The 14,720-nt window shown below is 69.4% G+C and carries 13 protein-coding genes; 2 read left to right on the forward strand and 11 right to left on the reverse strand.

Annotated elements, in window-relative coordinates:
• Nucleotides 1-215: 215 nt before the first annotated feature.
• Nucleotides 216-1,109: an LLM class flavin-dependent oxidoreductase gene (locus BLW75_RS23055; protein WP_034309914.1), complete on the reverse strand. Its 894-nt coding sequence runs from the start codon at nucleotides 1,107-1,109 to the stop codon at nucleotides 216-218.
• 82 nt (nucleotides 1,110-1,191) lie between these two features.
• Between BLW75_RS23055 and BLW75_RS23060 the strand changes: the two genes are divergently transcribed.
• Entirely contained in the window at nucleotides 1,192-1,992 is an 801-nt protein-coding gene (locus tag BLW75_RS23060) for an HAD family hydrolase (protein WP_034309911.1), read from the forward strand.
• Nucleotides 1,993-2,115: 123 nt separating this feature from the next.
• Here the strand turns inward: BLW75_RS23060 and BLW75_RS23065 are convergent, their stop codons facing one another.
• The 3 genes from BLW75_RS23065 to BLW75_RS23075 are packed head-to-tail and all read right to left on the reverse strand — an operon-like array spanning nucleotide 2,116 to nucleotide 5,956.
• On the reverse strand, nucleotides 2,116-2,850 hold the full coding sequence (locus tag BLW75_RS23065; RefSeq protein WP_034309767.1) for a lysophospholipid acyltransferase family protein: 735 nt from the start codon (nucleotides 2,848-2,850) through the stop codon (nucleotides 2,116-2,118).
• Between the two features lie 53 nt (nucleotides 2,851-2,903).
• Nucleotides 2,904-4,340 (reverse strand): glycan biosynthesis hexose transferase WsfD, encoded by a 1,437-nt coding sequence (wsfD, locus tag BLW75_RS23070; protein ID WP_034309909.1) that lies wholly within the window; start codon nucleotides 4,338-4,340, stop codon nucleotides 2,904-2,906.
• Nucleotides 4,337-5,956 carry a glycosyltransferase family protein gene (locus tag BLW75_RS23075; RefSeq protein WP_034309765.1) on the reverse strand — a complete coding sequence of 540 codons (1,620 nt, stop codon included), beginning with the start codon at nucleotides 5,954-5,956 and terminating at the stop codon, nucleotides 4,337-4,339. The genes wsfD and BLW75_RS23075 overlap by 4 nt, the downstream gene beginning before the upstream one ends.
• A 261-nt stretch (nucleotides 5,957-6,217) precedes the next feature.
• Between BLW75_RS23075 and BLW75_RS23080 the strand changes: the two genes are divergently transcribed.
• Nucleotides 6,218-8,161 carry a DUF6541 family protein gene (locus BLW75_RS23080; protein ID WP_091598165.1) on the forward strand — a complete coding sequence of 648 codons (1,944 nt, stop codon included), beginning with the start codon at nucleotides 6,218-6,220 and terminating at the stop codon, nucleotides 8,159-8,161.
• 59 nt (nucleotides 8,162-8,220) lie between these two features.
• Here the strand turns inward: BLW75_RS23080 and BLW75_RS23085 are convergent, their stop codons facing one another.
• The 7 genes from BLW75_RS23085 to BLW75_RS23115 form a co-directional block, all read right to left on the reverse strand.
• Nucleotides 8,221-9,189 (reverse strand): lysylphosphatidylglycerol synthase transmembrane domain-containing protein, encoded by a 969-nt coding sequence (locus BLW75_RS23085; protein WP_034309763.1) that lies wholly within the window; start codon nucleotides 9,187-9,189, stop codon nucleotides 8,221-8,223.
• A 34-nt stretch (nucleotides 9,190-9,223) separates the two neighbouring features.
• Entirely contained in the window at nucleotides 9,224-10,474 is a 1,251-nt protein-coding gene (locus BLW75_RS23090; protein WP_034309760.1) for an acyl-CoA reductase, read from the reverse strand.
• Complete coding sequence (locus tag BLW75_RS23095) at nucleotides 10,471-11,523, reverse strand: LuxE/PaaK family acyltransferase (protein WP_034309758.1); 1,053 nt, start codon at nucleotides 11,521-11,523, stop codon at nucleotides 10,471-10,473. Before BLW75_RS23095 ends, BLW75_RS23090 begins: the two co-directional genes overlap by 4 nt.
• A complete protein-coding gene (locus BLW75_RS23100; RefSeq protein WP_034309755.1) occupies nucleotides 11,520-12,929 on the reverse strand; it encodes an AMP-binding protein in 1,410 nt (469 codons plus the stop codon). The genes BLW75_RS23095 and BLW75_RS23100 overlap by 4 nt, the downstream gene beginning before the upstream one ends.
• Before the next feature lie 67 nt (nucleotides 12,930-12,996).
• The gene (locus tag BLW75_RS23105) at nucleotides 12,997-13,722 is read right to left on the reverse strand and encodes an SDR family NAD(P)-dependent oxidoreductase (RefSeq protein WP_034309752.1); all 726 of its coding nucleotides are present in this window, start codon (nucleotides 13,720-13,722) and stop codon (nucleotides 12,997-12,999) included.
• Nucleotides 13,722-13,961 (reverse strand): acyl carrier protein, encoded by a 240-nt coding sequence (locus BLW75_RS23110; RefSeq protein ID WP_034309750.1) that lies wholly within the window; start codon nucleotides 13,959-13,961, stop codon nucleotides 13,722-13,724. Before BLW75_RS23110 ends, BLW75_RS23105 begins: the two co-directional genes overlap by 1 nt.
• A gap of 10 nt (nucleotides 13,962-13,971) precedes the next feature.
• Nucleotides 13,972-14,703, reverse strand: a complete 732-nt coding sequence (locus BLW75_RS23115) for an acyl-ACP--UDP-N-acetylglucosamine O-acyltransferase family protein (RefSeq protein WP_034309747.1) — start codon at nucleotides 14,701-14,703, stop codon at nucleotides 13,972-13,974.
• Nucleotides 14,704-14,720: the final 17 nt, after the last annotated feature.

Genomic DNA, 14,720 nt, shown 5'->3' on the forward strand with positions numbered 1-14,720 from the left:
TACGCGTCTGGACACGCGAATCGCGGCAAAAGATCAAGGCTCGCGTGGCTGCGGACTGCCCCTGCCGCGACCACGCGAGCCTCAGTCCCCCATTCACCCCCGGGGTGACCCATGAGGGGCAGCCGTCGTCGGCCACGCCCACTCGCTGTACTTGTCTGTCAGACGACCAGGGGGCGGAACCGGTTTACCCGGCCCCCCAACGTCACCCGATCGGCCTAAGAGCTTCTTCCCTGGAGTACCGGGAGTACATCGCTCGCGACTTCTTCGAGGGTCGACTCACGGCCGACGTAGTAATCGCCGGACCGCGGCCAGTGGGTGACGATGTCGGTGAAGCCGAGCTCCCCGGCCCGCCCGGCGGCGTCGGTGAACGCGTCCACGCTGGAGAGCGAGAAGACCGGCGCCGAGTCGAGGCTGAGGAAGCGCTGCACGCTCGCCTTGTCCCTGCCCACGACGTCGAGGCGCTCGTCGAAGGTCTTCACGAGTTCCGCGACGCCCTTCCACCACTCGTCCTGGGTGTCCGCTTTGCCGCCCGTCGTGGCCCAGCCCGCGCCGAACCGCGCGGCGAGCGTCATCGTGCGCGGGCCGTTCGCGGCCACCAGGAACGGCAGCCGAGGCCGCTGTACGCAGCCGGGCTGGTTCCTCGCGCCCTTGGCCCGGTAGTACTCGCCCTCGAAGTCGAAGCCGTCGGTCATCAGCAGGCCGTCGAGCGCTTCGACGAACTCGGCGAACCGGTCCGTGCGCTGTTTGACCGACAATTCGGGGCCGTCGAGCACGACGGCGTCGTAGCTGGTGTTCGTGACCCCGGCGCCCACGCCGAGGATGAAGCGGCCGTCGGAGATGTCGTCGAGGGTGGTCAGCTCGCGGGCGAACGGCACCGGGTGCCGTGCGACCGGTGAGGCGACGAAGGTGCCCAATCTGATCCGCGACGTCACCATCGCGGCCGCCGTCAACGTTGGCATCGCACTGAACCACGGGCCGTCGACGAGAGTCCGCCAGCCGAGGTGGTCGTACGTCCAAGCGTGGTCGAAGCCGTATTCCTCGGCGGCCCGCCATTTCGGCTCGGCCGCCCACCAACGATCTTCCGGAAGGATCACGATGCCTACGCGCACACCCGGCAAGGTAGCGGTGCCCGCCGACACTTCGCCCGATGGGCGGATCTTCGGGGATGATGTGCCGGTGGAAAAGCCTCTCTTGATCGCCTCCGATGTCGACGGCACCCTGCTCGGCCCGTTGGAGGTCCTGTCCGAACGCACGATCGGCGTCGTCCGGCGCGTCGCCGCGGCCGGAGTGCCGTTCGTGCTGGCCAGCGGCCGTCCGCCGCGCTGGATCGCGCCGATCGCGACCCCGCTCGGCCTGACCGGATACGCGGTCTGCGCGAACGGCGCGGTGCTGTACGAGATCGGGACGGACCGGATCGTGGCGATCCACGGCCTGCTGGAACCCCAGCTTCTTCACGACACGGTGAGTGCTCTTGATCACGCCCTCCCCGGCTGCCGGTTCGCCGCGGAGCGGGTCGGCGAGTCCGCGCTCGACCCGGAGATGCGCAACTTCGTGATCGAGCCGGACTACCACAATCCGTGGGGCGACCACGAAGGCACGGAGGCGCCGCGGGCCGAGGTGCTCGGGCATCCGGCGATCAAACTGCTGATCAGCAGGCGCGGAATGAACTCCGACGAGATGGCGCGGGCGGCACGCGAGGTGCTCGACGGCTCGGTCGACATCACCTACTCGACCAACACCGGCCTGATCGAGATCGCCGCGCACGGCATCACGAAGGCGACCGGGCTGGCCGAAGTCGCCGAGCGGCTGGGTGTCCCGGCCGAGCGGGTGATCGCGTTCGGGGACATGCCGAACGACGTCGAGATGCTCCGCTGGGCCGGGCACGGCGTCGCGATGGCCAACGGGCACCGCTACGCCCTCGACGTCGCCGACGAGGTGACCGCGCCGAACTCCGAGGACGGCGTCGCGCAGGTGCTCGAACGCTGGTTCTAGCGGCCGGCCCGGCCGCAGGTGGTGCGAAAGCCACATCGGTGGAGGCCGGGCGCGCGTGACGGAACGGACGGCACACGTGACCGGAGGGACGACACGCGTGATCAGACGGACGTCACGGGCGGGCTAGCGGCCTTCGCGGTCGAGCTTCGCGGCCTCTTCCGGCGTCGGCGCGGTGCCACCGAGGTGCGCGGGCAGCCACCAGCGCTCGTCGTCGGAGGACGGCTTCTCCGGGTAGCCGGCCTGAACGCGGTCCACGAGCGCGGACATCCGCACGCGCAGGTCCTTCGAGAGGACTTCGGCATCCTCGTCGGCCTTCGGGTGCATCGGCTCGCCGACGAGGATCGAAATCGGGACGTGGCGCTTCGTGAGGTCCTTCGGGCGGCCCTTGGTCCACAGCCGCTGCGTGCCCCACAGCGCCATCGGCACGATCGGGACACCCGCCTCGGCGGCCATCCGGACCGCGCCGGACTTGATGTCCTTCACGGTGAACGACCGGCTGATCGTGGCCTCGGGGAACACGCCGACGACCTCCCCGGCCTTCAGGCGCTCGACGGCTTCGCGGTACGACGCGAGACCCGCGCCGCGATCGACGGAGATGTGGTGCATGCCGCGCATGAGCGGTCCGGCGATGCGGTTGCTGAAGATCTCCTTCTTCGCCATGAACCTGACCAGGCGTTTCGCGGGCTGTGCCCCCAGCCCGCAGAAGATGAAGTCGAGATAGCTCACGTGGTTGCAGGCGATGACCGCCCCGCCCGTCGACGGGATGTGCTCGGTCCCCTCCACCCGGATGCGGTTGTCCAGCACCCGGAACATCAACTTCGCCGCCATGATGACGGGCGGGTAAACGAGCTCAGCCATTCGTTCAGGTTACGCGACCGTAGGGTGACCGACCTACGGTCGCGTAGGTCACATCACTCCGCGCGTTCCCGCCGCGCGAAGGTCACCAGCGCCAGTGCGACGCCGAGCACCGTGCAGTACAGCGCGATCACCTGGTGCTTGACGTTCTCCAAGCCATCCCCCAACGCGGCCAGGACGAACTGCCCGACGGCGACGGCGAGCAGAAAGCCCAGCACGACACCCAGGGCCGCGCGCCGGGTTTTCCAGCCACGCCAGACGAGCAGTGCCCATATCGGCAACAGGGCGAAGAAACCCAGTGGCGCCAGCAGTTTCGTCACGGTCGAAACGATCGGGACGCGGTATTCCTGGGTCTCCGGGGCGAAACCGGCCGCCCGGTCGAAGCTGCCGAGGTAAGGCGGCCGCGCGGTGAGCAGATCGCCCGCCGCGCGGTCCAGGATCTCGACGGTGCGCCAGGGGTGCGTCGCGAAGTACTCGACGACGTTGCGCCTGCTGATCTGTTCGCGGTACTTCGGGTACTCGGGGTCCTGCGTCGCGGGTTTCGGATGCCACCAGCCGTTGCCCGCGTACTGGCCGAAGGAAGCGGGCAGCCCCAGCGCGGCGAGGTCGGCCCCGGTGTCGTGCCGACCGTCCACAATGGTCAGAAAGATCGTGTTGAACATGTTGATCTCACGCGAATCGTCGCCCGGCCGCGCGGCGAGCGAGCCGTCGGGCAGCTTCGCCGGTTCGACGGTCTGCTGCGCGTAGGCCGTGCCCCCGGCGAGCGCGCCGATGACGAACACCGCGGGAAGCCACCGCTTCAGGCCGCGGACGCCCGCAGGACGGACGAGCAGCGCGGCGAGCGCGAGCAGCGGCAGGATCATCAGCGTCTGGACCTTGGCGTTCACCGCGATCAGGCCGCCGAAGACCAGCACGGCGAGTCCCGCGTAGCGCCACCAGCCAGGCCGCGCGGCGACCAGCAAGCCGCCGACGGCGAGCAGAAGACCGAGGAACGCGGCACCCTCCCCGAGCACCGAGGCGAAGTAGCCGAAGAAAGCGGAGTCCGCGACGACCAGCAGCAGCCCCAAGGCCGCGAAACCGCGGACGCGGCGCGAGTACGGCAATCCGACGACGATCAGCGCGATCGCCGCGGCGGCCAGAACACTGGTGAGCACCCCGAGGACGACCAGGCTGAGCGTCGATTCGAGGCCCAGCAGCCCGCCGATCGACCGCGCGATCCGCGCGAACCAGCTCTGGGTCAGGAGATAGGTGGCGTCGCATTCGCCGGCCGGGGCGGTGTAGGCGAGGTGGACGAATCCCTCCGGCTTGCCCTTCCACGGGATGCCCGCGCCGCACAGCACGCGGAAACCGTCGCCGTTGTCGGACATCGCGATCGGCCGCGGCACGAGGAAACGAACCAGGAGCACGGCGAGCGCGGCGGCGAACACACCGAGGCCGGACAGGCGCGAGGTCGCCTCACGCACTGCCGGTCTGCTGGGGGAAACGACACTCACGAAGGGCACGGTACGTGGCGGAAATCGAGCGAACGGTCGAGGGCCGACGTGACCGCCCGCTCGACGTCCGCCCGCAGGAACACGGTGATCCACGAGGAGGTTCCTTCGCGCGCGAACGTCGCGACGCGATACCTGGCCGCGTACGCCGGGTCGATCACGCAGGTCTGCTTCGCCGAGTAACCGCTGTCGGTGATGACGGCGATCGTCGGATGCCGCCGGGAGACGACGACCTCGCCTTCTTCCTCGGTCTGGCCCCGGACGCCGACGATCTGCAGTTGCGTCCCCGCGTGGTACGACAGCACGCCGGGCGCGGAGGTGCTCACGACCGAACCGGGCGGCAGATGGCCGTCGAGCCAGCGGCCGATCTCCTCCATCTGCGCGCCGTGGTCGTGCCAGGCACGCACGCGGGCGAGCATCTCCGGGCTGAACACCGACACCAGCACCGCGAGCCCGGACAACGCCACCGCGGCGGCGGGCACCAGCCGCTGGACCGGCGGACGCGGCCGCGGGCTCGGCTTCGCGGTGGAAACGAGCACGCCGGAGACCAGCACCGCCGACACCGCCGCCACCGACAGCAGCGGCGGGATCGGCGCCAGCAGCCGCCAGGCGGGCCCGGCGTCGCCGCCGAAGAAGACCACGAAACCGGTGAGCGCGACGGCGGTGGCCAGCATCAGCCAGGTCAGCGACCTGGCCTCGGCCTCGTGCGGCGTCCGGCCGGTGCGGCGCAGCAACAGGGCCACCACCGCGATCAGGCCGAGCAGCAGGAATCCCTGGTGGGCCAGGGAGAACCCCGACAGATACCGCCACCCGCCGTCGATCCTGGCGGACAGGCCGACGTCGAAGGGGATGACGGCCGACGGCGGCAGCACATGGTCGTAGTAGGTCACCCGCCAAGCGATCCACGGTGCCGCGAAGACGAGCCCGCCGAGCAGCCAGCCCACCGGCGACCACCAGGTGTAGCGGCCGCGCGAGGCCGCGGCGGCCAGCCAGATCCCGACCAGGACCGCGAGCAGGAACCCCGCCGGGCGCGTCATCATCGCGAAGGCGACGAGCACCCCGGCGACCACCGGCCGGCGGGCCGCGAGCGAGGCGAAGACACCGAACACGAGCAACACGAACAACGGCGTCTCGGTGCCTGACCCGCCGTATGCGGCGAGGCCCCCCGCGCCCGCGACCAGCACCGCGGCGGCCACCCCAGAGGCCGGGCGCGCCTCACCGGCCGCCCGCGCGACCACGCGGTTCACCGTCACATGGGCGAGCAGGACGGCGCCGAGCGTGGCGAGAACGCCGAGCACGACCGCGGAAGTCTCGATGTCGGCCCCGAACGCGGCCTTCGGCAAGGCGACCACGATCATCCAGAGGAAATTCGCGTAACCCTCGATCCGCTCGCCGGGATTGAACACCGGGCCATTGCCGTCGGCGATGTTCTGGACATAACGGAAGGTGATGTACGCGTCCTCCGCGATGGTCGAAAACATCAGCTGGTGCACCAGCGAGAAACCGAGGGTCAGCATCAGCGCGAAGGCGCGCCAGGTCTTGTCCGCGCTGATCTTGGGCCAGGCCACCAGGACGAAGACCGCGACCAGGAGCCAGGCGACGACAAGCGCGATCACCACCTGATCCCCACCCTCCCGGGCCGAGCCGCTTCGTGTGCGAAAGGCCTACGGTCAAGTATCGATCACGGCGCCGGTCTGTTTCTTTCGGCGCAGTCAATCGACACGAATGGGCCAGCAAGTGTGCACAAAGTAGGCAACCGCCCGCCGTTTTGCCCGGCAGGATGTGACTCCTTCGGGTAACGGTCCCCGGTGGTTAATCTGGCTTCCCCTTCCGTTCCGCACCTCGGGGGTTCCGTGCGGATTCCCCACCCGAGGTAGCCCGTGCCCATCCAGACCTCCCTGCCGGCCGACGTCGTCACCCTGTGCGTCGCGCTGCTCGTCCTCGGCCTTCCCGGTCTGCTCACCGGATTCGCCGTCGGCCTGCGCGGCTGGGTGCTGGCGGGGACGACACCGTTGCTGAGTTACACCATCGGTGGCCTCGCGGGACCGTGGGCGGCCGCGCTCGGGCTCCCGTTCACCCCGGTGACTTACGCGGTGGCGACGGCCTTGTTCGCCGGAGTCGCGTACGGCCTGCGGCGGCTCACTCTGCGCCGATGGCCGCCCGCGTCCGAGGAACCGCTGTGGGGACGGTCCGGGCATCTCGCGGTGGGAGCGTGCCTGCTGCTCGCGGCCGCCGTCGGGATGTACGCGGTGGTGCGCGGGATGGGCAGGCTGGACGCCATCCCGCAGGGCTTCGACGCCGTCTATCACGCCAACGGGGTCCGGCAGATCGCCGAAACCGGGGACGGCAGCCTGTTCGGCACCGGCGAGGTCAACTGGTACGGCGACGCGGCGCCGGTGTTCTACCCCAACGCGTACCACCTGCTCGCGTCCGTGCTGTACCTGCTCAGCCCGGCGACCATCCCGCTGACACTGGACGTGAACACCGCTCTGCTGCCCGCGCTGCTGGCGTTGTCGCTGGTCACGATGGTGCGCGTGTTCCGTGGGCGCGCGGTGTTCGCGGGCGCGGCCGCGCTCGTCTCCATCGCGCCGGTGATGGGCCTGTACGAATCGATGAGCAGGGGACCTTTGCTCCCGTTCCTGCTCGGCCTCGCGCTGACCCCGCTGGCCGCCGTCGCGGTGAAGCGTTACCTCGACCGGCCCGCGCCCGACACCGGCTTCGTGCTGCTGGCGACCGCCGTCGGGCTGCTGTGCGTGCACTCGTCGGCGTTGTTCGGCGCGATCCTGTTCGCCGGCCCGCTGCTGCTGCAACGCTGGATCGCGCCCGGCGAACGGTGGCGGCGGATCGGCCGGGACCTGCGCGCGCTGGCGATCGTCGGAGTCGGCGCGATCGTCGTGGCGTGGCTGCAACTGTTCGGCGCGATCGGGCTCGCGAACGGCGCGCTGCCCTACCGCAGCTGGCCGGTCGAATGGCGGGCGACGACGGCGCTCGGCGCGTTGCTGGGCTTCCAGCATCACGAGCCGTATCCGCAGATCTGGCTTTCCGTGGCCTTGTTGCTGGGCTTCATCTTCTTCTCACGCGCGGGCGCGCTGCGCTGGATCGGCGTGACCGCGTTGCTCAGCGGGCTCGCCTACATCGCGGTGACGTCGTCGGAGCACCCGCTCGTGCTGGCGCTGTCGCGGCCTTGGTGGAACGACCCGTACCGGTTCATGTCGATGGCGGCGATCCCGCTGTCGATCATCGCGGCGCACGGCCTCGCCGAGTCGCAGGCGTGGCTGCGGGACAACGTGGCGCACCGGAAGATGCCCGCGTTCGCCGTCGCGGTGGTGGTGTTCGGCGCGTTCGCCTTCCTGAGCAACGGTTTCTACGCGCCGTCCAACGCGGCCAAGGTCGCGCCCGGCTACGCGAACACGCCCGATGCCGATCCGCACAAGCTGCCGGTGAGCCCGGACGAGGTCGTCGCGATGGAGAAGCTCGCCGAGTTCGTGAAACCCGGCGAGCGCGCGCTGAACGACCGGCTGGACGGGACGGTGTGGACCTACGCGCTCTCCGGCGTCCGGACGACTTCCGGGCATTTCGACGAGACGCTGTCGCCGTCGGACGCGCGGCTGCTGGAGTGGCATTTCCGCGAGTACCCGTCGAACGCGCGGGTGCGGGCGGCGGTGGCGCGGCTGAACGTGCGGTGGGTGATCCTCGGGCAGTACGGCTACCCGACGGGCGCCCCGCGCCAGGCCGGGCTGCGCGATCTGGACGGGCTGAACTTCGTGACCGAGGTCTATCGCAACCCCGACGCCGTCATCTACCGGCTGAACCCCCGCGATTAGTCACCTACTTGCGGTCGTTCCGTAGGCGCCAAGGCGAGTGATAGACCGCAAGTAGGTGACTAATCGCGGGTCACGAGGCGGGCCGAGAGGGCGGCGCCGCCGGCGGTGATCAGGTCCGCGACGGTGAACATCACCCGGGAGGCGATGGCGAACGCCGTCGCCTGGACGACGGTGAGGCCCGAAGCGGTCAGGACGGCGACCTGCGCGACCTCGCGGACGCCGACCCCGCTGGGCAGGATGAACGCGAACGTCCCGACGGTCATCGCGACGGCCATCGCGCCGACGCACAGCACGAAGCCGCTGAACCCGGGCGTGCCGACGGAGTTCGCCAGCAACCACAAGTGCACGCCCTGGAGCGCCCAGGCGGCGGTCGACGAGCCGAAGACCTTCCCGACGACCGACCAGCTCAGCCGGTGGTCCAGCGGCGGACGGCGCAGGATCCGCAGCACCAGCGACGTGCCCCAGGTGAGCACACGCGGGTGCAGCATCGCCAGGCCGACCGGGATCAACACGAACAGCCACAGCGCCCGCGGGCTGTTGCTGAACACCGCGGGGGCCGCGAGCAGCGAGACGACCAGCGCGGACACCACGCCGACGCCGAGCTGGATGAGCGAGCCGGTGAAGATCCGTGCCCTGGCGAGCCCGGCCTTGCGCCCCAGCTCCATCTGCAGCAGGTACGCCCATACCGAACCCGGCACGTACTTGCCGAGCGAGCCGACGAGGCAGATCTGCGCGCCGCGGGCATAGCCGATCGGCTTGCCGAGGTCGTCGACCATGACCTGCCAACCGTAGGTCGACACCATGATCGCGGCGATGAGCGCGAGCAGGCTCAACGTGGAGGATTCCCACGCGACCTCGGACAAGGTCCGCCAGAATTCACCCCAATTGGTGACCAAGGTCTTCGCCGCGAAACCGACGACCAGCAGGATGGCGACCCAGCGGACGACGTCGAGGATCTTCGCCTTGGTGGATTTCGGTTGTTTTACCGCAACCGAAGACTCCTCTTCGGGCGTTTCGACCGTCGTCACTGAACCTCCTTTGCTGCTACCTCGTACCCGCAGGTCAGACCTGCACGGTCACCAAGCGGCTGAACTCGGTCAGCAGATCGTAGCCGTCCCAAATCGCGGAGAACGTCAGGGCCGAGCCGAACGGAACGACCCGGTCGACGCCGCGGCCTGCCAATTCCGTCACGAATTCCGTCAATTCTTCTTTGGTGAAGCCGAATTGACCGACGGTTTGATCTTTGCGGAGCACGATCGGGACGAGGTCGGAAAGCGTGTCGACGCGCGCGTTGCCGAAAGTGCCCGCGCCGAGCCACTCGCGCGGGAGGACGGCGGGGTCGGCCAGCTCCAGTGTCGCGATGCCGTTGCCCTGGAACTCGATGCCGTCGACGAGCCCGTCGACGGCCGCGCCGTACGCGGAAACCCGCTTCTGCACGGCCATGGCGGGCTCGGTGACGTGCTGTTTCGCCGCCAGCACCTCGGCGAGCAGCTTCCGGAACTCCTGCCCGGCTTCCCGGGCGCCGTCTTCGTCGCCGACCCAGAACACCGCGCGCGGCGACGAGCAGGCGGCCTGGTCGAACCAGTACGAGTCGTTGTAGAAACCCTCGGCCGCGCCGCGGCGTTCGGCGTCGGAGGCGTTCCGCCAGCCGCGCACCGAAGCGACCGCGAACGACGACCGGTCCGGGAAGGTCAGGTCACGCGCGTGCGGGGCGAGCGGGTACTTGCGCAGCGCGGCGACCGAGGCGTCGCCGCCCCAGATGACCCGGAGATCCGCGGCGACCGACAACGCGCCACTGATCGCGTCGCTGCGGTCGTAGGTGACCATGCGCTGCGTCGCGGTGATCGCGGCGGCGGTGTCGGCGTCCACTTCGGACAGTGCGGCGTTCAGCGCCGCCAGCACCGTTTCCGCCGCGCCGGCCGAACGCGACGACACGCGGACGACGTTGTGGTTACCGGCCAGCGCGGACAGCGCCCACGAGTACACGAAGATCGTGTCGACGTTGGCCGGCGGCACGTGGAAGACCAGCCCGCGCGGGAAGCGCAGCGCGTCACCGGATGTTTCCAAAGTGGACAGTGTCTTCAGCGCCTTGGCGATCTCTCCCTTGCGCAGGAAGAAACCGAGCGAAGCCAGTTCCGGGAAGCGGCGCGCCGTCGCGGGAACGAGCAGCTTGCGCGCGAACTTCGTCAGGAACTCGACGACACGCGGGTCGCCCACGCGCAGCCGTCCCCCGACCGGCTCGGCACGCAGCTCTTCGACGAGCTCGTCGACCTCGATCGCGTCCGCGAGCGGAAAACGCTGGTTCAGGCTCATGCCGCCGCTCCCTGGAAGGTGTCCGAGCAGCCGCGGGCCTCGGCCTTGGGCAGCCTGCCCAAGACCGAGAAGTGCTTGCCCGGCCAGTCGCCGTCGTCGATTCCGTTGCAGACACCGAGGTCCTCGGTGAGCAGGACATGCCCCGGGTACGAGCGCGGCAGCGTGCTGACGACCTCGATCACGCCGGGCTCGCCGACCGGCTGCTCTTCCCAGGTCTCCGGGTCCCGGATCACGACGTCGGCGAAATCGGGGCAGTACAACGAGTTCCCGGACGGGCCTTCGAGGAACACGGTGCCGATCTGCTCGATCATCCCGTAGTAGTTGTGGATGCGGGTGAGTCCGGTGTCCCCTTTGAACCGGCGGCGGAATTCGGTGTTGTCCACCGCGCGGTCGATCAGTTTTTTCCAGCCGCCGGAGTGGACCAGGATCCCGTTGGACAGGTCCAGCCTGTGCTCGCGGGCGACCTCGTAGAGGTACTGCCACACCATGAAGGTGAAGCCGAAGATCAGGAAGGGCTTGTCGCCGTACGTCGCCAGGAACGTCTTGACCGCCTCGACGTCCGGCTGGTCGTTCTCGTCGAGCACGTAGGTGTGCTTGCGGCCGAAGTTCGCCATGCCCAGCACGCCCGCGCCGCGCGCGGAGAACGAGCGGCGGTTCTTGATGATGCCGATGGTGTCGACCATCAGCATCGGCAGCCGCTCGTTGCCGAGGATCTCCTGCAACGTGGCGCCGAGCTGCTTGGTCTGCGCGCCGGCGGCGTCCTTGTCCAGGTAGATCCGGGACGCGCCCGCGCCGGTGGTGCCCGAGGAGGTCAGCGTCTTGAAGATCTCGGACTCGGGGATGCTGCGCAGGTCGTGCGTCTTGAACATCCGCACCGGCAGCCACGGCAGATCCGCGATGGACGCGAACTCCGCGTCCCTTGCGATGCCGAGCGACGAGAGGACGCGCTCGTAGCCCTCGGAGTTCTCGCGGTGGTGCGCGGTGAGCTCGGCGAGCTGCGGAAGCAAGTGCTTCTCGCGCTCGGCCTGGGACAACGTGAAGACGCTCATACCTGGGCCTCCAGCGACCGGTAGTCGATCTTGCCGCTGGCGAGCAGCGGCACGGTGTCGATGGGTCGGACGTCGAACCCGCTCGTGTGCAGGTGCAGCCGCTCGGACAGCGCCTTCGCGGCGTCCTTGCAGATCTCCTTGGCGCCGTCGCCTTCCGGCAGCTCCGCGAACAGGACGACCTTGTCCCCGGCCGGGACGGCCGCCACGACGTCGATCCCCACCGAGGCGGAACGCACGGCGTGCTCGAGATCATCCAGGCTGACCCGGTTGCCGAAGACCTTGCCGATCCGCTTGAGCCGCCCGGTGATGTAGAGGAAGCCGTCCTCGTCGAGGTAGCCGAGGTCGCCGGTGGCCAGCACGCCGCCGTACTCGTCGCCCGCGGCCAGCCCGGCCTCGTCCTCGGCGTACCCCATCATCACGTTGGGCCCGCGGTAGACGACCTCGCCGACGATCTTCGGATGCGTGGTCTCGGAACCGTCCCCGCGCCGGATCGCGAACGAGCCGCCGGGCAGCGCGGGCCCGGCCGAGCCGAGCTTCTCCGCGAGCCGTTCCGCCGGGACGGTGGTCATCCGCGGCGCGGCCTCGGTCTGCCCGTACATCACGAACATCCGCCCGCCGACCTCGCGGATCTTGTCGTTGAACCGGGCGACGAGGTCGTCGCGCAGCTTTCCGCCCGCCTGGGTGAGTGTACGCAAGGTCGGGTACTTCGCCGGGTCGAACTTGAGGCGCCGCAACATCTCGTAGTGATACGGCACGCCCGCGAGCGAAGTGACCTTGTGCTCGTTGACCGCGTCCCAGAACCCGCGCCCGAGCACGCCGGAGGGCTCGATGACCACGGTCGCGCCGCGGACGAGATGCGAGTTCAGCACGGACAGGCCGTAGCTGTAGTGCAAGGGGAGGCTGGTCGGCGCGACCTCGTCTCGGTCGATGCCGAGCACCTCGGCGATCGCGTCGGCGTTGGCGAGCATCGCGCCGCGCGAGAGCCGGACCAGCTTCGGGTTGCCGGTGGAACCGCTGGTGGGCAGCAGGACCGCGAGCTGCGGATGTGGCTCGACACCTTCGGCGGACTCCCGAACCCAGTGTCGGTCGGAGACCCCATAACCCTCGGGGGCGGGCGCGTCCGGCGCGGACAGCACGGCGGCCGGGCGGAAACGCTCGATGAGCCCCGCCAGCACGTCGGCGTCCAGCGCCGGGTCGATCAACGCGATCGCGCGGCCCGCCTCGAACGCGCCGAGATAGTTCAGGACGCTTTCGAGGTCCACCGACATCCGCGCGAACAACGCGCCCGGCGGCATCAGCGACAACGCGGCACCCACGCGGGTGGCCTCGGTGCCGAGTTCCTCGCCTTCGAGCGTCCTGCCGCTCGTGACGTCGATCAGGCGCGCACCCACACCCAGAAGGGTCATTACAGATCAATCCTCCGACCGATTTCCGACCGCGATCGGTCCGGCAGGGCGGCCGCACGCGCCCTCATCACAGGACCAAGCCTCCGTCGATGCCCAGCACCTGCCCGGTGATGAAGGAAGCGTCGTCACTGACGAGGAACCGGATCGCGTTCGCCACGTCTTCGGGGGTCCCCAGCCGCCCGAGCGGGGTCTTGCCGATGTTCTCGGCCTTGGCCTCCTCGGTCAGGCCCGAGGTCAGGTCGGTGTCGATGACGCCGGGTGCCACCGCGTTGACCCGGATCCCGGACCGGCCGAGTTCCTTCGCGGCCGAACGCGCGATGTTCGCCACCGCCGCCTTCGAGGCCGCGTACACCGTCTGACCGGCGCTGCCGTGCTCGCCGACGATCGAGGCCAGCACCACGATGGCGCCGGTTTTCTTGCGCATCATCGCCCTGGCCGCGGCCTGGACGGTGTGCAGCGTGCCGGCGACGTTCGTGCTCAGCGTGGTGTCGACCAGTTCCTCGCGGATCATGCCGAGGAGCGCGTCCTCCATGATCCCGGCGTTGGCGACCACGATGTCGAGCTTGCCGTGCTCCTTGGCCACGCCGCGGACCAGCGTCGACACGGCCTTGGCGTCGGTGACGTCCAGGGCGAGCCCGCTCGCGGCCCCCGCCGCGGCGGCCGCTTCCTTGGCCTTCGCCTCGTCACGGCCGGTCAGGACGACGGTGGCGCCGGCCTCGGCGAGCGCCCGCGCGGTGGCCAGCCCGATACCCCGGGTCCCCCCGGTGACCAGGGCGATCCTGCCTTCCAGCATCACTTGGACTGGAGATCGGTCACCATGTCGACGGCGACCTTGAAACTGGACATGTCGATCACCTGGTCGGTGTCGAACTCCACATCGAACTCGTCCTCGATGGCGGCGACCAGCGCCATGTGACCGACCGAGTCCCAGGCTTCGATGTCGCGGTACTTCAGGTTTTCGACATCGACATCGCCGTCGAGGTCCAGCGCCTCGACGAAGACCTCACGCAGCTTGCCGGCGACTTCCGCCATGTCCGTACTCCTAATGCTCTACGCGTGGACGGGCGTCCCACGCCTTCACCAAGGTAGAGAGGTCGCCGGGCAGCCGATCGGCCAGCCCGTCCTCAGGGAGACCGCCCTTACCCTTCAGCCACGGCCCCAGTGCCTCGATGGTGGCCTCGTCCAGTCCGCGGCGGGACAACCCCACGGTGTTGACGCCGGTCACCCGCGCGGGGTTGCCGACGGCGATGGTGAACGCGCCCACCTCCTTGCGGACCGCGGAGCTCATCCCGACCATCGCGCCGGGGCCGACCACGACCCGCTGGTGCAGGATCGCGCCCATGCCCAGGTTCGCCCCGGACCAGATGTGGCAGTGGCCGCCGGTGACGACGTTCGAAGCGACCGTGACGGCGTCCTCGACGATGCAATCGTGGGCGATGTGAGAGCCGCGGAGGAAATAGCCACCGTCGCCGAGGGAGGTGGTGCGCCAGGTGCCCTGGTGCACGCTGACGTACTCCCGGATCCGGTTCCGGCTGCCGACGACGACTCCGTGGCCGTCGTGATCGGGATCACCGTTCGGCGGGGTCTCCCAGGCGGCGGGGTGCTCGCGGCCGCGGTCCTCACCCGGGGTCCCGATGGTCACGTGCGGGCCGATCCAGTTGCCGTCCCCGATACGCGTGGGGCCCACGATGACCGTGAACGGTCCGATGACGTTGTCTTCACCGAGCTCGACACCCTCGCCGATGACTGCCGTCGGGTGGATGCGGTTCACCACGTGAGTTCCGTTCGTCG

The organism is Amycolatopsis lurida, assembly GCF_900105055.1.
Taxonomy (GTDB): Bacteria; Actinomycetota; Actinomycetes; order Mycobacteriales; family Pseudonocardiaceae; genus Amycolatopsis; species Amycolatopsis lurida.

Excerpts from the sequence above, each read along its gene's own strand:
- BLW75_RS23065 (WP_034309767.1), bottom strand. The coding sequence starts at position 2,850 with ATGGCTGAGCTCGTTTACCCGCCCGTCATCATGGCGGCGAAGTTGATG.
- BLW75_RS23090 (WP_034309760.1), bottom strand. The coding sequence starts at position 10,474 with ATGAGCCTGAACCAGCGTTTTCCGCTCGCGGACGCGATCGAGGTCGAC.
- BLW75_RS23095 (WP_034309758.1), bottom strand. The coding sequence starts at position 11,523 with ATGAGCGTCTTCACGTTGTCCCAGGCCGAGCGCGAGAAGCACTTGCTT.
- BLW75_RS23100 (WP_034309755.1), bottom strand. The coding sequence starts at position 12,929 with ATGACCCTTCTGGGTGTGGGTGCGCGCCTGATCGACGTCACGAGCGGC.
- BLW75_RS23105 (WP_034309752.1), bottom strand. The coding sequence starts at position 13,722 with ATGCTGGAAGGCAGGATCGCCCTGGTCACCGGGGGGACCCGGGGTATC.
- BLW75_RS23110 (WP_034309750.1), bottom strand. The coding sequence starts at position 13,961 with ATGGCGGAAGTCGCCGGCAAGCTGCGTGAGGTCTTCGTCGAGGCGCTG.